Origin of the sequence: Bradyrhizobium sp. i1.15.2 (assembly GCF_040548425.1) — a bacterium.
GTDB lineage: Bacteria > Pseudomonadota > Alphaproteobacteria > Rhizobiales > Xanthobacteraceae > Bradyrhizobium > Bradyrhizobium canariense.
The window spans coordinates 12,481-30,376 of record NZ_JBEPRQ010000040.1 but is presented as its reverse complement, the minus strand read 5'-3'; the positions used below and the strand labels follow the sequence as shown (position 1 = coordinate 30,376).

The 17,896-nt window shown below is 60.1% G+C and carries 16 protein-coding genes and 1 pseudogene; 10 read left to right on the top strand and 7 right to left on the bottom strand.

Annotated elements, in window-relative coordinates:
* Positions 1 to 162 precede the first annotated feature (162 nt).
* Positions 163 to 411, bottom strand: coding sequence for a hypothetical protein (locus ABIB80_RS36630; protein ID WP_354129339.1), 249 nt, complete (start codon positions 409 to 411; stop codon positions 163 to 165).
* A 389-nt stretch (positions 412 to 800) separates the two neighbouring features.
* Here ABIB80_RS36630 and ku point away from each other — a divergent pair, with 389 nt between their 5' ends.
* Positions 801 to 1,727: a non-homologous end joining protein Ku gene (gene ku, locus ABIB80_RS36625; protein WP_354129320.1), complete on the top strand. Its 927-nt coding sequence runs from the start codon at positions 801 to 803 to the stop codon at positions 1,725 to 1,727.
* 16 nt (positions 1,728 to 1,743) lie between these two features.
* Positions 1,744 to 1,992: a hypothetical protein gene (locus ABIB80_RS36620; RefSeq protein WP_354129319.1), complete on the top strand. Its 249-nt coding sequence runs from the start codon at positions 1,744 to 1,746 to the stop codon at positions 1,990 to 1,992.
* 214 nt (positions 1,993 to 2,206) lie between these two features.
* Here ABIB80_RS36620 and ABIB80_RS36615 read toward each other — a convergent pair whose 3' ends face one another.
* Complete coding sequence (locus ABIB80_RS36615; RefSeq protein ID WP_354129338.1) at positions 2,207 to 4,198, bottom strand: protein-L-isoaspartate(D-aspartate) O-methyltransferase; 1,992 nt, start codon at positions 4,196 to 4,198, stop codon at positions 2,207 to 2,209.
* Positions 4,199 to 4,538: 340 nt separating this feature from the next.
* Here ABIB80_RS36615 and ABIB80_RS36610 point away from each other — a divergent pair, with 340 nt between their 5' ends.
* On the top strand, positions 4,539 to 5,549 hold the full coding sequence (locus ABIB80_RS36610) for a hypothetical protein (protein ID WP_354129318.1): 1,011 nt from the start codon (positions 4,539 to 4,541) through the stop codon (positions 5,547 to 5,549).
* A gap of 37 nt (positions 5,550 to 5,586) precedes the next feature.
* Here ABIB80_RS36610 and ABIB80_RS36605 read toward each other — a convergent pair whose 3' ends face one another.
* Positions 5,587 to 5,850 carry a hypothetical protein gene (locus ABIB80_RS36605; protein ID WP_247392928.1) on the bottom strand — a complete coding sequence of 88 codons (264 nt, stop codon included), beginning with the start codon at positions 5,848 to 5,850 and terminating at the stop codon, positions 5,587 to 5,589.
* Positions 5,851 to 6,098: 248 nt separating this feature from the next.
* Between ABIB80_RS36605 and ABIB80_RS36600 the strand changes: the two genes are divergently transcribed.
* Complete coding sequence (locus ABIB80_RS36600) at positions 6,099 to 7,790, top strand: recombinase family protein (RefSeq protein WP_354129317.1); 1,692 nt, start codon at positions 6,099 to 6,101, stop codon at positions 7,788 to 7,790.
* A gap of 256 nt (positions 7,791 to 8,046) precedes the next feature.
* Here ABIB80_RS36600 and ABIB80_RS36595 read toward each other — a convergent pair whose 3' ends face one another.
* The 3 genes from ABIB80_RS36595 to ABIB80_RS36585 form a co-directional block, all read right to left on the bottom strand.
* Complete coding sequence (locus ABIB80_RS36595) at positions 8,047 to 8,952, bottom strand: exonuclease domain-containing protein (RefSeq protein WP_354129316.1); 906 nt, start codon at positions 8,950 to 8,952, stop codon at positions 8,047 to 8,049.
* A gap of 964 nt (positions 8,953 to 9,916) precedes the next feature.
* On the bottom strand, positions 9,917 to 10,177 hold the full coding sequence (locus ABIB80_RS36590; protein WP_354129315.1) for a hypothetical protein: 261 nt from the start codon (positions 10,175 to 10,177) through the stop codon (positions 9,917 to 9,919).
* A gap of 182 nt (positions 10,178 to 10,359) precedes the next feature.
* On the bottom strand, positions 10,360 to 11,148 hold the full coding sequence (locus tag ABIB80_RS36585; RefSeq protein WP_354129337.1) for an SGNH/GDSL hydrolase family protein: 789 nt from the start codon (positions 11,146 to 11,148) through the stop codon (positions 10,360 to 10,362).
* Positions 11,149 to 11,266: 118 nt separating this feature from the next.
* On the opposite strand from ABIB80_RS36585, the gene ABIB80_RS36580 reads away from it, so the two are divergent.
* The 6 genes and pseudogenes from ABIB80_RS36580 to ABIB80_RS36555 all read left to right on the top strand — a co-directional run bounded on the left by ABIB80_RS36580 (position 11,267) and on the right by ABIB80_RS36555 (position 16,935).
* Entirely contained in the window at positions 11,267 to 12,499 is a 1,233-nt protein-coding gene (locus ABIB80_RS36580) for a hypothetical protein (protein WP_354129314.1), read from the top strand.
* A 5-nt stretch (positions 12,500 to 12,504) separates the two neighbouring features.
* Positions 12,505 to 13,089, top strand: a complete 585-nt coding sequence (locus ABIB80_RS36575; protein ID WP_354129313.1) for a protein-S-isoprenylcysteine O-methyltransferase — start codon at positions 12,505 to 12,507, stop codon at positions 13,087 to 13,089.
* Between the two features lie 212 nt (positions 13,090 to 13,301).
* Complete coding sequence (locus ABIB80_RS39525) at positions 13,302 to 13,502, top strand: hypothetical protein (RefSeq protein ID WP_275174697.1); 201 nt, start codon at positions 13,302 to 13,304, stop codon at positions 13,500 to 13,502.
* 87 nt (positions 13,503 to 13,589) lie between these two features.
* On the top strand, positions 13,590 to 14,279 hold the full coding sequence (locus ABIB80_RS36565; protein ID WP_473365905.1) for a hypothetical protein: 690 nt from the start codon (positions 13,590 to 13,592) through the stop codon (positions 14,277 to 14,279).
* Positions 14,280 to 14,421: 142 nt separating this feature from the next.
* Positions 14,422 to 15,078 carry a Rap1a/Tai family immunity protein gene (locus ABIB80_RS36560; RefSeq protein WP_354129312.1) on the top strand — a complete coding sequence of 219 codons (657 nt, stop codon included), beginning with the start codon at positions 14,422 to 14,424 and terminating at the stop codon, positions 15,076 to 15,078.
* Positions 15,079 to 15,319: 241 nt separating this feature from the next.
* Positions 15,320 to 16,935 (top strand): annotated as a pseudogene (locus ABIB80_RS36555) (B12-binding domain-containing radical SAM protein).
* Here the strand turns inward: ABIB80_RS36555 and ABIB80_RS36550 are convergent.
* Entirely contained in the window at positions 16,915 to 17,832 is a 918-nt protein-coding gene (locus ABIB80_RS36550) for a lipid A biosynthesis lauroyl acyltransferase (protein ID WP_354129311.1), read from the bottom strand. The pseudogene ABIB80_RS36555 and the gene ABIB80_RS36550 overlap by 21 nt on opposite strands.
* Positions 17,833 to 17,896 lie beyond the last annotated feature (64 nt).

The window sequence follows — 17,896 nt, the reverse complement described above, 5'->3', positions numbered from 1 at the left end:
TCGGCCTCGCCGAGCCGCCGCTCTCGACGCGTTGCGGAGAGCGCCGACCATCTGAGCCGGTCGGTGAATGACGCTGGCCCGCTGCAGCATCTGGATCTCGCGCTTCTGGGCTCGGACCAGCCCGCCCAAGCAGGCGGATCTCCGTCCGGAACCAGTGAAGTCTCACAGGGCGCTGAGATCGTCCGGCACCTCGCCGAACTTCCGGATCAGCTTGGCGTCCCTGAAGTCGCCGCTGGACGGGTCCCCGGTCCGCGAGAACGCGATGGCGCCGGCATGGCCCGGCTTGCGGGACAGCGCCTCCGCCCGCATGACCGCGGCGTTGGCGCTCAGGCACTCCGCCGCCTCGCCGGCGGCTATGCCGTCGTCGGAGGAAACGAACGGTAGAGCGACATAGTAGGTCACTTCAGCCATCTGCCTCATCCTTGCGTTCGCGCGTCCCTGGGAACCGTCCCCGGGCGTAGCCTTTGGGGACCTTCGTAGCTCGTCGGCCTCGGCCTCGAGAAAGTCGATGGCGACGAGCAGCGCCTTGGTCGCCCCCCCTGCGTCGCCGCCGCACGCCGCGATCGCCTGGTCGGCGGCGGCATCAAGGTCGTCGGGGGCCGGACCGGCCTGCTCGAAGGTAGCGTTCATCCGATTATGTTCCCGTTTTGTTCTCAATAGTCAAGAGACCCTCTCCCGAATTCCCATGGTGCAGCCGCGGGCTTTGAAGGAATCTCGGGGACGCGCGCCGGGCTTGTCGGAACCGCGCCGCCCCGTTCGTCTTGAGTCCGTGTCCCCGTAGTCTGGAGCGTTGCGTACCCATGGCCCCCCGCGCGAACTGGAAAGGCTTCCTCCGTCTGTCCCTCGTCACCTGTCCGGTCGCGCTCTACCCGGCGACGTCGGAGAGCGAGAAGATCTCGTTCAACCAGCTCAACCGGCAAACCGGCCACCGCATCAAGTATCTCAAGGTCGACGCCGACACCGGCGACGAGGTCCCCAACGAGGACATCGTCAAGGGCTACCAGCTCGAGAAGGACCAGTTCATCGAGGTCACGAAGGAGGAGCTCGAGGAGATCGCGCTGGAGTCCACGCGCACCATCGAGATCGACGAGTTCGTCGACAAGGCCGACATCGACTCGCGCTACCTGATCCGCCCCTACTACATCAGGCCGGACGGCAAGGTCGGGCACGATGCCTTCGCGGTGATCCGCGAGACCATCCGCGAGATGGACAAGGTCGCGATCGGCCGGGTCGTGCTGACCAACCGCGAGCACATCATCGCGCTCGAGCCGATGGACAAGGGTCTCGTCGGCACGCTGCTGCGCTACCCCTACGAAGTGCGCTCCGAGCAGGAGTATTTCGACGAGATCCAGGACGTGAAGGTCACCAAGGACATGCTGGATCTCGCCAGGCACATCGTGAACCAGAAGGCCGGCAACTTCGAGCCGGAGAAGTTCGAGGACCACTACGAGACCGCGCTGATCGAGCTCATCAACCAGAAGCGCGCCGGCAAGCCGATCACGCCCAACGAAAAGCCCGCTGCGACCAACGTGGTCAACCTGATGGAGGCGCTGCGGCGGAGCGTCGGACAGGAGGCCGCGCCGGCGAAGGCGGGCAAGGCCGCCAAGAAACCGCGCAAGGCTACCGCGGGCCAGAAGGAGATGCTGATGCCGATCGCCGGCAAGAAGCCCGCGAAGGAGGCGGGAGCAAAGAAGCCTGCGGCCAGGTCGCAGCGGAAGTCCGCCTGACAAACAGGAGAGCCGCATGGATATGAAAGAAGCCTCGGCAATGACGGAAGCGTCCGGCCTGACGAACGAGCAGGACGGCGTCGATCATGTGTCCGCGGCGAGGTTGCGCGCCGAGGCGGAAGCGAGCCGGCGCCCGCTGCGGCCGACGTCGCGGGATGCCGCGATGCGCTGGGTCGACCAACTTCGCGAGGTGACCTTGAAGGCGCCGCTGCAGTCGCTGTGCGTAGCGTTCCTGCTCGGAGTATGGGTCGCGCGCCGGCGCTAGACCTTTAGCCGGCAGCGCCCGCCAGTTGGCTGTGGCAAACGGTTCGCCTACATGCAGATAGTCCGGAGAGCGGGTGCGCGGAGGGAGATGTCGGCCGGCATCGTGCTGGTCGCGGTCTTGACCTTGTTCGTCGCAGTGCATCTCGGCACGCGCGCCTCGATCTGAGGGCGGTTCCTGAGTTCCGACGGGCACTCGCTGGTCGAAGACCTCGCCGTCAGAGTCCGAACGGATAGGTGTCCGGGAGGCCGGCGCGGCGATGTTCCGGTCCCAAGGGCCTGACTGCCTTCGTCTCATCGAACCACAAGAATGCATCAAACTGCTGAGGCAGCGACGCTTCGGCGTAATGGCTTTGCAGTTCGGTGTTCGGCCGGTAGATCACGCCGATGAACCGTTCGAGGCGCGGCTCGAGCAAGCGCCGCCGAAGGCTCTCGTCCCGGCGAAATTCGAGCAGGCCGCGCGCCACACCGGCGTCGTGAAACTGCCGCTCGTAGCTGTCCGGTCGAGAAGGCCGCACCTGCATCACTTCCATCTCGCCGTCCCAGTCCGACGCGGCGGCCACGGTGCCGGTATGGGTGCCGAAGCCGACCAAGAACGCCGCCTCGGCGAGCTTCTCTCGACAAAGCTGACCGATGTTGAGCTCCTCGCGGACCGCCCCCATCTCGGTGAAGCGTGCGTCGCCGATATGGGAATTATGCGCCCAGACCACCGCCTTGGATCGCGGGCCCTGGGCGTCCAGGACATGGCCCAAGGTTTCGAACATGTGCGTGTCGCGCAGGTTCCAGGATTCGGCCCCGCCATAGTACATGATCCGGTAGTAGCGCTCGGCGGAGGCGATCAACCGCGCGTTCTGCGCAGCGTCCAGGAAGCTGTCCGGGTCGTTCGCGGCGTAGTTGAGTTGCTTTCCCAGAATGTCCTGGCACTGGCGAACCACCAACGCCTCGCATTTCCGATAGGCTTCGGTCAGGACGGCACGGCCGTAGGTCGAAGGTTCGCGCTGCCAAGGGGTTAGGCATCCGTAGCGCTCGCGCGCCACGGCCGCGGCTTCTGGATCTACGCCATCGAGGTAGGCGAGAACGGCCGCGATCGAGCTCCGCATGTTGTAGATGTCGAGCCCGAAGAATCCGGCCCGCTCGCCTGCGGGCTTGCTTTCGTTGTGCTCGCGCATCCAGTCGATGAAAGCGGCGACGTCGGTGTTTCGCCACATCCAGGTCGGGAAGCGCTCGAACGGCTTCTCGCCCGAACCGCGCGACGACCGGTGGCGAACGTAGCGGTCGACCGCCGCGGCGTCGGGCCAATCGGCTTCAACCGCGACGGTCGTAAATCCGTGCTTCTCGATCAGGCGCCGCGTGATCGCAGCGCGCGCCCGGTAGAACTCCGACGTGCCGTGGCTGGCTTCGCCCAGCAGGACGACCCTGGACTGCGCAAAGCGATCGAAGAGGGCGCCGAAGGCGGGATCTTCGAAAGCCGGCAAGGGTTCGAGGGCGGCGCCGATCATGTCCGTGAGCGAGCGGAAACGCGTGCGCCCGGGGAGGTGATTGCTGGCGGAGCGCGTGCCGTCCTCGGCCCATCCGTGCTCTCCGATCAGGGGCACGAAGCGAACGGCCCCGAAAGCTTCTTCGTCGTATTGGGTGTCGCTCCGGCGCGTGATCCGCAGCAGCGATTGTTCGTGCTCCAAATCGCCGATTGGGATGACGAGACGCCCCCCAATGGCCAATTGGCCCTTGAGCGCGTCCGGTACTTCCGGACCGCCGGCCGCGACAAGGATCGCATCGAACGGCGCCTCTTCGGGCAACCCGCGGGTGCCGTCGCCGGTATGGACGACGCAATTGTCGTAGCCGAGCGCCGCAACCCGCTCGGCGGCGACCCTGGCCAGGGCGCGATGGCGCTCGACGGTGTGAACCGTTCTGGCGAGCCGCGATGCGACCGCCGCCGCATAGCCGGAACCCGTTCCGACCTCGAGCACCTTGTCCGCTGGCTTCAGCTCGGCCGCCTCCGTCATCAGCGCGACGATGTAGGGTTGCGAGATGGTCTGCGCGTTCGCGATCGGCAGGGCGCCGTCCTCGTAGGCGAATTCCTCGAAACCGGATTCCACGAACCGCTCCCGAGGGACCTGTGCCATCGCGTCCAGAACGCGCCGGTCGCGGATGCCGCGGCGTGCAAGTTGAACCTGGACCATGCGGTCGCGAAGCTGTGCGAATTCGACCATGGCCGCGCCGTTCGTCAGAGTTCTGGTGCGACAAGCCAATCGGGACGAGCCGGACAGGTTCCTCCTACGACAAAGTAACAGGTTGGGTGGCGCGCCGGCGCTAGGACGGCCTCGACACGGGCCGTCGGCTGCTTCGGAACGAACGCAACGCAGCCGGGTTGGTCGCCGATAATCGGAGTGCTCGATGCACTTGGTCCGCCGGTCACATGGACGGAAAACGATCTCCGCGGGAACCTTCCTGACCGCTGTCTTGGTCGTCATGGCCGCGGTGCATCTCGCTACGCGTTCCGAGACGTGACGTGTTCGGGCGGATCTCGCGTGGCGCGAGAGGCATTCCGCCATGATCGTGCAGACCATCGAGATCGCTGCGGGAATGGTCCTGGTCGCGTTCGCGCTGCGCGATGTATTCGACACGGTGGTGGTCCCGGGCGAGAGCAGGGGCGCACTGCGCGTGGCGCGGCGGCTCCTCGCCGTCGCGCTGCCGATTCGGAAGTGGGCTCGCCGCGGCAAGAGCGGGGTCTCGACCAGCTTCGCGCCGTCGATCCTCATGGGCTCCTTCCTGATCTGGATGGGACTTCTCTTGCTCGGCTACGGGCTCATCGCGCATGCGCTGGGGGGCTGGTTCTCTCCGCCGGCCGATTTCCAGGAGGCGCTCTTCATCGTCGGAAGCGCGTTGTGCACGGTGGGACTGAGCGGCATCGAGGCGCACGGACCGGCTCGCTGGGCTCTGGTCTGCGCGGGCCTTTCAGGCCTCTCCGTTCTGACCATGGCCGTGACGTACCTGCTCGAAGTGCAGGAGGGGATCTCCCGTCGCGACACCGGAATTCTAAAGCTCACCACCGCCGCAGGGGAGCCGCCCTCGGCGCTCGGTCTGCTGGAGCGCTACTCGGATCTCGACTCTCCCGAGGAAATCAGGCGTGTGATGTATCGCGGGCGCGACTGGTGCGCGTCCGTGCTGCAGAGTCACGCTTCGCATCCTTCGCTGATCTACTTCCGATCCGTCGGCGTCGGCTCCGGCTGGCCTGCAACGCTCGGAGCCCTGATGGACCTCGCACTGATCTTCGAACTGCTGATCGAGGACCGCGAGAGCCGAGCGCTGGCGATCCTCCTTCGAAGTGAAGGATTGCGCCTCATCGACGATCTGAATGGACTGATCGGCCTCGAGCCAAAATCCGACGACACCACTGCTGGGGCGGTGCCTCGGGTGTGCGCCCGCTTGAAGGCGGCTGGATACAAGCTGCGTTTGCCGGTCGACGCAGCGGAGTTCGCGGAGCAGCGGCGAAAGCACGCTGGCCGGGTACGCGCCGCTGCTGAGCATCTTGGCACCACGGCGGCGCCCCTGATCCCTTGATCGACAGCGGCATCGGACCGTGGGTTGTCAGTGCGGTTCAGTCGGGCGGGCATTCAGGGCAGGTATCGCCGATCGAATCCAGCACTTCGCGGACCTCGGCGACAGCCCGGTCCGGAGACAAGCCGTCTGGAGGCTCCTGCCTCGCGAGGTCCAAAGCGCGCTCGCGGGCGTGAGGGTCGGCCCGATCCTTTGCCCAGCCATGCTCCTCGCATTCATGGATGGCGCCCGCCTCCTGCAGCACGCCGAGTGCCCATCCACGCAGCGTTCTGATTGCCGGCCGTCTTTCTTTCGTCATCAGCATCGAGCTCGCTCCTGCCGGGACGAATCCTTTCGCCCGTCTTCTCGTTCCGGGCGGTTAGCACGCAGCAGGGATTCGCAATCGGCAGGGCTGAGGTTTGTCCCCGTGTTCCGCGGTGCTGTGCACAACGCCACCTTCCGGTGCCGCCATGAGGCGCGCGCCAGTGCCCTGCAAGCTGTTCGGCATTGCTATCCCGACCGCGGAAGCTGTAATTGCACTCGCGGGTACCTCCGAACTGACAGGAGGGGTGCATGGGTAACTGGCTCGTTATTCCCAAAGGGACAAGCTTGCCGAGGCGGACCCGAGCGCGCCGTGCTGCGCAGTACGTTCGAATGTCGAGGGAGCTCCAGCGCTACTCGATCGCGAACCAGATGGCGGCCATCGCCGCCTATGCCGAGACGAACGCGCTCACGATTGTGCAGACCTATCGCGACGAGGGCCGCAGCGGCCTCCAGATCAAGGGGCGTCCTGGTCTTATCGAACTGATCGAAGACGTTCAGTCAGGCCGAGCCGATTTCGACCACATCCTCGTTTACGATGTCAGTCGCTGGGGCCGGTTCCAGGATGTCGACGAGAGTGCCTATTACGAATTCCTGTGCAAGCGGAGCGGCGTGCAAGTCGAATATTGCGCGGAGATTTTCAAGAACGACGGCGCCTTTGTTTCCGGGATCGCGAAAAGCCTGAAGCGCGGCATGGCCGCCGAGTGGAGCCGGGAACTCTCCGTCAAGGTGCACGCCGGACACTGCCGGGTCGCGAGCCTTGGATACCGCGTTGGCGCTCCCGTCGGCTACGGCCTCCGACGCTTGATGGTCGACGAAAGCGAGCATCCGAAGGCCGTTCTCGCAAAGGGGCAATTCAAGGCTCTGCAATCGGATCGCGTTCGGCTGCAGCATGGCTCGGCCGAAGAGACCGCCGTGATCCGGGAGATTTTCGATCAGTTCGTCAACTGCCGGAAGTCCTACAGCGACATCAGTCGCCAACTGAACGACGCGGGCATCGCCAATCACAACGGTAGGCCCTGGACCGACGGCATGATACCCACCATTCTCGGGAACGAGAACTACATCGGCAAGACCGTCTACAATCGCACCTCAAGACGCTTGGGGCAGAAGCTAGTCAAGAATCCGGATAACGCTTTGGTCCGAGGCGCTGCGGCGATCGAGCCCATCGTGGACCAAGGCATCTTCGCTCGCGCCCAGAAGCTGCTGGCCGAACGCCGCGTGGAGATTCCGGAAGAAGAGATGCTGTTGCGCCTTCGTCTCACCCTCCGCCGGCGCGGTAAGCTCAACTCGCACATCATCAATACGACGCTGGGTCTCAATCACGTCTCCTCGTACGTGAAGCACTTCGGTTCGCTGCGGAAGGCCTATGCGCTGATCGGATATGTGTCGCCGCGCGACTGCGACTGGATCGATACCCGGGATTTTTGGGCCGCCGAACAATCGAGGCATGCGACCGAACTCGCGGAGGCGCTGCGAATGGACCTTGGCCTCCAGGCTGATCTTGTTCCGGACGGCATAGGGCTTGATGTGGGAGGCGCGCGCGTGATTTCGTTTCTCGTCGCGCGACGACTGGCGCATCGTGGAAAGGACCACGCTGCGCAATGGAAAGCCTACCGAAGGCAGATCTCATCGGGCCTACTTGCCGTGATGCGGCTGGATGCGGCGAATCGGGAGATCGAGGACTACGTGCTGATGCCTGCCCCGTTGAGGTCAGGACGGTACGTCTGGCTCTCATCCGATTCCCTTCGTCGACGTCAGGGCGCACTTTACGAAGAAAAGGGGGCATTGTTCTGTGCCATCAAGGCAATGCTGGCAAAAACCAGCCGTGTCGCCCCAACCAGCTCAGCGCCGCCGAAAAAGCGATCGAAATCAGGCCGGCCCAAAGCCAAGGGCTTCGGCGGGCGGCGCTCACCGTGCGGAGATACAAAATCGCTCCGATGATCGTGCCGTAGTTCCTTCGGAAGTCACCATTCAGTTTGGCAATCTTGGACAATTCCGAGGATGTATCGACGTCATTTGCCATCGGGCTGGCTCCTTCGTCCTGCTAGGACCAGCGCCTTATGAACCACTGTTTTGCCCGACGGAGCAAGTGATATTTCGCGTTATCAGAAATGACATGGTCGCAGTGGAAGTTGGCCGGAAGCTTTAGAGCTCTCAGATGCGGCCACAGTCCAGGCCCCTGCTTGGTTATGAATTGCTACGCTGCTTCGCGGTACCCCTCTTCGCTCCGCTTCTTGTTTATGAGATTCAACAACTGCGCCGAGGCCCGCGCATCGCATAAGGCTCGATGATGATTGTCGAGCGAGATGCCATATATCTCGCAAAGCCGCCCAAGTCCGTAGGACTTGTGTCCTGGATAGCGCCGCCGCATTCCGGCGCACGTGCAGAGCTTCGGGAATCTGAAACGCCGCTCGATCCTATCGAATTCGTAGGACATGAAACCGTAGTCAAAGCTGACATTATGGGCGACGAAAATGCCGTCTCCCATGAACTCCATGAAACGATCCGCCACCTCCGCGAACAAAGGTGCGTCCCGAACCATTTCGTTCGTGATGCCGGTCAGCTGAACGATCTTTGCGGGAATGGAACGCTGAGGATTGATGAGAGAATGCCACTCGTCGACGACACAGTGATTGCGAACCTTCACCGCGCCGATCTCGGTGATGCGATCGCCATTCGACCAGGAGCCGGTCGTCTCGATATCGACCACCACGTAGTCCTGCTCGGGGTCGAAACGATAATCCACCCGACCGATCTCGGCCATGATGCCGGCTGCGCCGAGCTGGCGGAGGCGGGTCAGCTGGTTGCGGCGGATCACATCCCCTTCGGCCTTGACCTCCACGAAGGACGCTTTGCCGTCTTGCACCAGCATCAGGTCGGGGAAACCGTCCCGCATGCCGCGGAAGTCGTCGCACATGCTGCGGACAATGCTGGCTATCGCAATCGGATCGCATCCTTCGAGCAACGCGCGGAGCGCCTCCACTTGCACATGATCCCAGCTGAAGATCCCATTCGGGCGGCCCCATTTTGCTGCGACAGTGCGGAGGATCAACGGAAGAGAAGCTCCGGACGCAATGGCGGCCAGCTTCTCGTCGATCGTCACAGCGAAGAGCCACGCTCGGGACCGTAAAACTACGGCTGAGACGGTGATGAGACGACCGTCGCAAGCACCGCAGCTGTTATTCGGGTCGTAAGAAAGAGTTGGGAGACTGATAAGCTTTCGAGCAAAACAGAGTCAGTTTGCAGACTGATAAGGTTTCATACGAAACGGAGTCAGTTGGCCAACTGATAAGGTAATTGCCAAAAGCTTATCAGTACTCCTGCTTGACGCTGTTCACGGTGGAGAGATATGGGCCTGACTGGCTGACTGACGGATCACCGCTTCTCCAACCCATTTTCACTATCGACCTGATCTTACAGTGTGTTTACCAAACAGGGTGTCATTTCCATGCCTTAGCTACGGTAGTGATCTACGCTTTGTCGTCCCATCGCGCCAGCCCAGGGCGGCTCGCTCGGCCGCGATAAGGCATGATTACCAATAGTTGGATTGGACTTGGTTCAACACCGGCGCGGCTACCGGCGCTTTCGCCTTCCGCGCCCGGCGCCCGCTCCTGGAATGGTTGCCGAGCGGAGCGTACACGTTTTCGTTAGCAGCACGTCGGGCGGGGACCTGTGGATGACCTCCATGCCAATGGCAACAGCTCTAACGTCCTAGTACTCGCCGGACGCAAAGCATTCTGATTTCATTAGTTTGGCGTAGTTGCTCAGCGCTCGGGGGATCAATGGAGCCGAGAGTCTCGGTACTAAATTTCGCTTCCAATTCTGAGGCCATGCAGTTGCAAATCTGCGAGCAAGCGTCCGTCGAAAAGCCACCATGCTGCGCGCAACCGTTTTGGCACGCCGAGAGAAACTGCGGTCGCCATTCTGCGGCCGTGGCGATTGTTATCAAATTGATAGCAGCTATCGTCAGAGCTGGAAGAAACGCGGACATCGCTTCGCTACCTTTTTTTGTTTGCTGAGGGGCTGCTCTAATTCGACTCCATCTTTTTCGCCTCTAGCAAATCGAGCTACTTGCGTAGTTGTCCCCTGAAGCGGAACCACAAATGACCGATCAATGATAGGGCTATGGCGGTCAGAATTATCGGGAGCCAGATCGACGTGGTTATGAAGAACAAGGATATGATGACGACGCGTCCAAAGACCGATTCGCTGACCGGATTCTTAAGGCGAGCGAAATAGGCGTAGATAATAAAAATGGTGGCCGGCACCATCCACGCGGCGAAAAGCACCAGTAACAGGTCAACAAGTTGGCTGGCATAATGGTGCATGAGCGCACCTCCTGACAGCGTCGGTGCGAATTGCTGTCACCGCCGCGAGAGATGCGGTGATTGTCGACGATAATTGGTCTTTGTTCGCGTTGGTGGGCATCTGCACGCTCGGGGTCGCTGTCACGGTCGGTGCCCAAACTCATGCGAACTCGCAACCTTCGACCCGCCTGAGCTAGGGCCTCTCAACGCGCACTCGTTGAGATGGCTCGGGCAAGGCCTCGTCCAATGCAATCATAACCATCGGCGGTGTTGTGCAATCCGTCCCATGTTACAAGCGCGCTTTGCGCAACCCCGGCACTGACCGAGTTTCGCATCAGCGCAAAACGAGAGAACAGCCCGACCCGTTCCTGTTTTGCGACATCGATTATGATGTCCTCCATTGTCGAATAGCCAACTGAGGCGAGCACCTGTGGCGCATATTGCAGATCCATCAACACGACATCGGCAGACCCCGCCTTAAGTGCCCTTACCCCTTCAAGAACGCTTCTTTTGAGCCCTTGGTCCGGCCGGCCACCCCAGGCGACGTCATTAGTACCTAATTGCCAGATAACGAGATCAGGCGTGTGCGCGAAAACGTCACGCTCGAACCGTGCGACGTTGTTCGGAATCGTATCGCCGACTCGACCGCTGTTGATGACCTCGATCGTGGCGTTGGATCTAAGTCTCGAGAGTTCTCGGCGCATCACCTCCGGATATGTGGCCGCGGACCTAAGTACCCAAAGTCCCACCGTCGACGATGATCCAATCGCTACAATCTTTAACGGCTCACCAGATTTCAAACGCGACGCCGTGCGGGGCAATTGTGCACCCAGCGAGGCGTTGGAATTTGCTGAAAGGCATTTCTCGGCAGATGATAACTCGTCCTGCGCTTGAGAGGACCCACTGCCAGACAATCCGATAAGCAAGACCGCGCCGATTGACGCTATTGTTCGAGCGGTTCGGCTTACGCATGGAAGAACAAATCGACACATGTTCCCCAATAACTGGTCGATTCTCTCTTGACAACCCTTGGCGTCAAACGTCTGTGTTTGATTACAGGTCGATTGACGCGTGGGCAGCGAGCAGCACGATGAGTCCGGGGATAAGACCATGTCCGGAAAGCCTGTAGCGAAGCGGCTGGTAGTTCATATCGGCGGCTATGATCCAATCACGTCGCATGTCAGCGCGCAACGACGCTTTGTGCGCGAAATTGCCAGGTTCCAACGAACCTGGTCAGTGAAAGCGACCGTTGACGGTTTGCAGGATACCCCTGATCAGATTCGATGGAATGTGACGACAACCGGCCCCGATTGGCTCGTCGAAACCGATTACCGTCTGGTCCGGTGGCACGACGTCATTGAGGCATTCGGGCGTCGGAGCATTGGCTCACGCATTTCCGTCGGCATTCTTGCGTTTCTGGATTTCGTTTTAACCGGCACTCTCTGGCGGTACTTGCTGACCAACTGGCGCTACGCACTATTCTTTCTCTATCCCTTGGTCATGTTCGGACTGCTCATCGTGGCCGCCTTTTTGATTGGCGTGGTCGCATTCGAGATTACCGGATCCATCGCTATCGCTGCCGGTGGCGGTCTCTTCGGAATCGTAGCTGTTTTGGCGGGTCCGTGGCGCTGGCTCCACCTAGGCGACTTGTTCGACGATTGGATTTTTTCTCGCGAGTATATTCGATGCGTTAATTCGGAAATTGAGCAGAGGCTTGACAGAGTGGCCGCCGAGCTCGTGGCTGCGGCGAGCAACTCCGCCGCAGACGAAATTTTGGTCATAGGGCACAGTCTTGGCGCCGTACTTGCGGTTGATCTACTTGATCGCGCTTTGAGGCTGGACCCTACGCTCGATCGGAACAAAACTCCCGTGACATTCTTGAGCGTTGGATCATCCATACTCAAGATCGGCCTGCACCCGAAGGCAATACGCTTTCGCACCGCTATGGAACGCGTCGCCAATTCACGCGCGATCTTCTGGGGCGACTATCAAGCCCTCATCGACCTGTTGAACTTTTACAAAAGCCGGCCAATGGCCGAAATGGGCTTGTCGACAGAAAACGAGGCGATCGTTAGGATCGTGAGACTTAGTCGTATGCTTGACGCCGACATGTATCGACGCATCCGCTTCAACTACTTCCGCTTGCACTGCCAGTTCGTTAGCGGAAATGATAAGCGAACATCGTATGACTACTTTATGCTCACTTGCGGACCTATTTCAGCCAAATCCCAGACGCTCGCGCCGGATGGCGCCCTGTCGATGATCGCTGACGGCGGAGGACTTATTGCGAGCGCGCCGCTGTCAGGAAGCGAACTGCCCGGTATCCCGGGCGCGGCAGCCTAGTTCAAATGACGCCCACCATTTCGAAAATCATCTTCGTTGCGTTGGTGATCGGCTGGTACGTTATACGTTATAAGTACGCGCGGCGTTCTCGCCGTGCCAGGATCGTGTGGAGCGCTCGCGGCCCCCTGGAAATTGCTCTCCTGCTTACATCTCTTTCGGGACTCGGACTTGTTCCGCTCGTCTACGTAGCGACTGGAATGCCTCGTTTCGCAGCTCACAGCTTTTATCCCTCGTTGGCGTGGCTGGGGTCTTTCTTTGCGATTGCGGCTTTGGGCGTGTTTCACCTTACTCACCGTGCACTCGGCCGGAATTGGTCGATAAGTCTCGACGTGCGGGAGAATCATGAACTCGTGACGGAAGGGATTTACCGGAGAGTTCGACACCCGATGTATTCGGCATTTTGGCTGTGGGCTATCGCCCAGACATTGCTGCTGCCTAATTGGATTGCCGGTTTCGCGGGCCTGGCCGGCTTCGGGATTTTGTTCTTTGGCCGCGTCGCACGAGAAGAGCGAATGATGTTGCAGACGTTTGGCGACAGCTATCGCGAATATATGGCGCGGACCGGTCGAGTCTTCCCGTGGATACTCTGAGGTAGGTCCCGGCACGTCTCGACCTGTGGTACCCACGAGATTGATTTGGAACCAAACGCCTCAATTTGCGTGCCATTTCCGCAACATGCGGCGGAAAAAGCTGTCGGAACCGCCGACTCCCCAGTCTATTCGTTAGTGTCGTGGCGAGTGTCAGGTTATTTCTATACGTGTCAGGTGAATTCCAATCCCTCCCGAACAATGGTGAGAACCCGATGTTGAAATTCGTTGTCCTTGGAATCGCTTCTCTGGCTTTCGTGGGAACCGCAGTTGCTGCCGACATGCCACGGCCTCAGCCGGTTGCCGCCGCCGCCGCGCCGGTTGGCAAATATCCCGTTGGCAAATACCCCGTTGGTAAGAGCCCGGTGGGCAAATACCCGGTCGCTGCCCCGGCTCCGTTGGTGACCAAAGGTTGATCTGACTTCCATTCCGACGCCAGCGGCGTTCGTGTGGGGTAGCAGACTACCTGTGGCATCGGTTCTTGGATCCAAGAGGATTCGAAGATGGTGGGAGTGATTCGGAAATATCCGGGTCTAAAGCTCCTTGCAAAGGCCGCCATGCTGGCGGCCTTTGTGGGCTTGGGGTCCGGGATCAGTAGCGCACAACCACTCGCGGCGCGTACCGACCAGCAGCGACGGGACGTTCTCCCCAGTTCGGCGATGAAGCATGCGGAGAGCATGGCTGCTGCTACGCCGGCCACATCAGATGTAAAGCCAGTTCGAAGAGCTGCCGCCACGGGTCCCTACTACGTTGATTTTCGTGCCCGCACGGCAGCAACGTACGGTCATGCATTCGTCTGGTACGGGAAGACGAGCGAAAAGCAGGTCGAGGTCGCTGGTCTGGCTCCGGCCGGCGACGAGATACCGTACCTCTTGGGACACCTCATATTTGTCCCCTCTGAGACGGGTGCGAGCTATGGTGATCTTGACGAGCAATATCTGACGGCCAGCTATCGCGTCTATTTGAATGAGGCTGACGCAAAGAAGGTCTTTGCTCATATCAAGCACCTGCAGGACACTTCGCCGCTGTGGAATGCAGCAACGATCAACTGCACTGCTTTCCTTGGCCGCATAGCGACTTTTATGGGCCTCAATGCTCCGTTTCACCTGCTAAAGCCTGAGGAATACGTCAACAAACTCAGAGAGCTGAACGGGGGGCGAAAGACAGTCCAGCTTGAACCCGGCCGAGGCTAGAATCCTCGGATTGAGTTCATCTAGTTTTCCTTGCGTCAGGATAGGTGTGAGGTTTTCAAGAAATTCAAGCGAGCTTGCTCTTTGAGGATGCGGTTCGATGTCGAGATCTGTACCATCAGTTCGCCTATGTTGATCCGCGATCATGATCACGGCGGATCCGACCTTTGCGACGGCAACGGCGCGGAAAGCTGCGTATTATAAAGTCGACACTTCGGCTTTATGGAAGGAAGAGCTGAGTTCACGCCGCTCTTATTTAGACGGTGGATCAGACGCTTTTTATCAGCTAAGCCGTCGGAGCCGCTTGGAACGGCGCGGGCGGCCGCTTTATTGCGGCATACTGAATCCAGTAAGCTGTCGCGCCGCTGTTCGGGGGACGCCGATGCGGGTCCATATTATTGTTGCCGGCCTAATCCTATCGGTCATCGGGAAGGCGAGCGCCACGGTTGTCGATAAAGGAAGCGACGCGCAAAAGTACTGCGAACTGCTTGTTCAGAACTCGTTTCGGAATCAGGACGAAGCTCGGTCCGCTGGCGTATGTGAGGGAATGATCGAGACTGCGATGCTCTTTTCACCAAATCTGCCAGCTGACGTGCGTGCATGCCCCCCCGCCCAAGGCAGCACTTTGCAGAGTGCCAAGATTCTTCTGCGATATCTTGATAACAATCCGGATCGAGTGGATGCACCGGGGATCACCGTCGCCATCGAAGCATTCAGAGATGCTTGGCCCTGCCGTGGGGACGACGCTCAGTCGTCCACCGGAACTGGATCGAAAAAGCGTGCCCCAAAAAAATCCAATTAGAAGGCGTATCTGCGGATACTGATACTAGGCTTATGGTCCGTCTTCATATTCATCTCTCGGCTGAGGATATGTTCCGTCAGGCTTGATTGATTCGCAATGCACTGCCGCGGAGGTGCGAAACGGGACCGCAGTGCACACCTCCACGATCAGCACTCAACGTCTTATCGACGAGCGAAAGCGAATCCTTGAGCCCCGATAAACAGCGGGGCATTGCGCCATCAACGCCCGGGCCTGTAACAGCATGACAATCCCCTGCCGCGTCCTGATGATCTATCCGAAGTTCGTTCCGAATTCGTTTTGGAACTATGCGGAGGCCTGCGAACTCGTCGGTGCGAAGTATCCAACGGCGCCACTCGGCCTGATCACCGTCGCCGCTATGTTGCCGAAGCATGGGGACATCCGCCTCGTCAACCGCAATACCGAGGCTTTGACAGAGGCGGACCTCGATTGGGCCGATCTTGTGATGATCGGCGGTATGCTCAACCAGCAACCGGATGCCATCTACCTGATCAATCTCGCTCACCTGCGCGGCAAGCCAGTATGTGTCGGTGGGCCGGACGTCTCCTCCAGCCCGCATCTTTACGCGGACGCGGATTTTCAGGTGATCGGCGAGGCCGAGCATGTCATCGAGCAGTTCATTGCCGCTTGGGAAAGCGGCGAACGCAAAGGCGTGTTCATCGCCGAGAAATTCAAGATAGATGTCACGCTGAGTCCGATGCCCCGCTACGATCTTCTCAACTTCGATCACTATCTATACGTCGGCTTGCAGTATTCGCGTGGCTGCCCGTTCACCTGCGAGTTCTGCGATATTATCGAGTTGTATGGTCGCGTACCGCGTACCAAGACCAACGACCAGATTCTCGCAGAGTTGCAGGCACTCTACGATCACGGTTATCGCGGGCATGTCGACTTCGTCGACGACAATTTCATCGGCAACAAGAAGAACCTCCGCACCTTGATGCCGCGGCTCAAAGCCTGGCTGGAAGACCACGACTATCCATTCGAGTTCTCAACCGAAGCCTCGATCAACATCGCGGACGACAGCGAGTTGTTGCAGGCAATGAAGGATGCGAACTTCTTCGCGATCTTCGTCGGCATCGAGAGCCCGGATCCCGAGACGCTCGTGCAGATAAGAAGAAGCAGAACACCAGGCGCAACATCGCCGAGTGCATTCACAAGATTTACGGCTACGGCATGTTCGTCACCGCTGGCTTCATCGTCGGGTTCGATAGCGAAAATGCCTCGATAGGACAGGCGATGGCCGACCTCATCGAGGAGGCAAGCATTCCAGTCTCCATCGTTGGACTGCTTTATGCGCTGCCTGGGACGCAGCTTACACGCCGGTTGGCCGCGGAAGGCCGCTTGCACCAGGGCCATGATCTCATGAACGTCGAGCAGGCGGGCGATCAGTGCACGCTCGGCTGTAATTTCGATACCAAGCGTCCGCTTCGTGACATCCTTGCCGATTACAAGGCCGTGCTCGGGCACGTCTATAGTCCGGCGGCATATGCAGGACGGCTGTCGCGTCTCGCAGCCATGCTCGACCGGTCCGACCGGCGCCGCGACCTGCCCGATGGCGATGTGCGCAAGAGGCTTGGTGGCATCGACAGCGTACACAAGATCATGCGGGCCGTGCCGGAGGTTCGCGAGCCGTTCTGGAAGACCTTCGTCGAGGTCGCCAAGACCAATCCAGGTGCACTGCGTTACATCGTCATGCTGATGGCGCTGTACATGCACCTCGGGCCGTTCTCGGAGCGCGTGATTGGCGAGATTGACCGCCGCATTGCCGAACTGGACGATGTGCTTCCGCTGCCGGCCGCGGAGCTTGAGCGGGTGCTACCGCCAGCGACGGTGTAGCCACAGCCACTGATCGGGATATTCGCGGATCCAGCCCTCAATCACCGACGTGACCGCCTGCATCGTTCCCTGAACGTCGATTTGTCCTGCGGCATCGCGGACGGGCTTCACTTCTTCAGACAGTTCGCCACGAAAGCGGTGTCCGGGTAGGCGGATGATGCGCACGCCATGAACCGGGCACTCGATCTGCCGCAGCAGTCGGGCCAGCATCGGATTGGCCTTGGTCTTGCGGCCAAAGAAAGTAACCTCGACCCCGTTGGTCAGATATTGGTCGACCAGCATCCCGACGTGCTGTCCGCTTTTCAGGGCTTCCGCAAGTCGTAGGGGAGCGTCACGACCAGCCGCAATAAGCGTCCCCATGTTCACGGCCCGCATATCCTGGATGATGCGGTCGGCGGACGCGATGTTGGGTCGGCGATACAGGATCGCGGTGTCCAGCCCGTGTGCGACGCCTGCCAGCGCGGGAAGTTCCCAGTTGGCAAGATGACTTGCAAAGATCAGCGCCGGTTTGCCGTCGAGTCGCAGTTGTGTAAACAATTCATACGAGCGCTTGTCGATTTCGATCCGGCTATCCTCGGGCCGTGCGGGATCGTACTTCCAGATGTGATCAAGATGCGCGAATTCGGCGCCTACACGACCGAGATTGTCCCAGACGCCTGCGAGAATGGTCTCGATCTCTGCAGGCGATTTCTCCGGAAATGCGGCGGTTAGATTGGCTCGACCAGTCTTTTGCTCCCGCATCATGGGCCCGATTGAGCGAGTGATCCGGGCGAACAAGTTGGCAGTCTTGGTCGGATCGAAATGGCGGGCGGTGCGCAGTATGCCGATCGTCAACGCGCCCACCGCCGCTTGGCCCAGGAGCTTGGCTACGTCACGAAAGTGGGGCCTAGTGCGCATAGCAACGACAGCCTTGGCTAACACTTTTCAGCTTTCGACCTCTTCAGCGTGCATCATCATACCA

Coding starts and splice junctions, on each gene's coding strand:
- ABIB80_RS36630 (WP_354129339.1), bottom strand. CDS start 411: ATGGCTGAAGTGACCTACTATGTCGCTCTACCGTTCGTTTCCTCCGAC.
- ku (WP_354129320.1), top strand. CDS start 801: ATGGCCCCCCGCGCGAACTGGAAAGGCTTCCTCCGTCTGTCCCTCGTC.
- ABIB80_RS36620 (WP_354129319.1), top strand. CDS start 1,744: ATGGATATGAAAGAAGCCTCGGCAATGACGGAAGCGTCCGGCCTGACG.
- ABIB80_RS36615 (WP_354129338.1), bottom strand. CDS start 4,198: ATGGTCGAATTCGCACAGCTTCGCGACCGCATGGTCCAGGTTCAACTT.
- ABIB80_RS36610 (WP_354129318.1), top strand. CDS start 4,539: ATGATCGTGCAGACCATCGAGATCGCTGCGGGAATGGTCCTGGTCGCG.
- ABIB80_RS36605 (WP_247392928.1), bottom strand. CDS start 5,850: ATGCTGATGACGAAAGAAAGACGGCCGGCAATCAGAACGCTGCGTGGA.
- ABIB80_RS36600 (WP_354129317.1), top strand. CDS start 6,099: ATGGGTAACTGGCTCGTTATTCCCAAAGGGACAAGCTTGCCGAGGCGG.
- ABIB80_RS36590 (WP_354129315.1), bottom strand. CDS start 10,177: ATGCACCATTATGCCAGCCAACTTGTTGACCTGTTACTGGTGCTTTTC.
- ABIB80_RS36585 (WP_354129337.1), bottom strand. CDS start 11,148: ATGTGTCGATTTGTTCTTCCATGCGTAAGCCGAACCGCTCGAACAATA.
- ABIB80_RS36580 (WP_354129314.1), top strand. CDS start 11,267: ATGTCCGGAAAGCCTGTAGCGAAGCGGCTGGTAGTTCATATCGGCGGC.
- ABIB80_RS36575 (WP_354129313.1), top strand. CDS start 12,505: ATGACGCCCACCATTTCGAAAATCATCTTCGTTGCGTTGGTGATCGGC.
- ABIB80_RS39525 (WP_275174697.1), top strand. CDS start 13,302: ATGTTGAAATTCGTTGTCCTTGGAATCGCTTCTCTGGCTTTCGTGGGA.
- ABIB80_RS36565 (WP_473365905.1), top strand. CDS start 13,590: ATGGTGGGAGTGATTCGGAAATATCCGGGTCTAAAGCTCCTTGCAAAG.
- ABIB80_RS36560 (WP_354129312.1), top strand. CDS start 14,422: ATGATCACGGCGGATCCGACCTTTGCGACGGCAACGGCGCGGAAAGCT.
- ABIB80_RS36550 (WP_354129311.1), bottom strand. CDS start 17,832: ATGCGCACTAGGCCCCACTTTCGTGACGTAGCCAAGCTCCTGGGCCAA.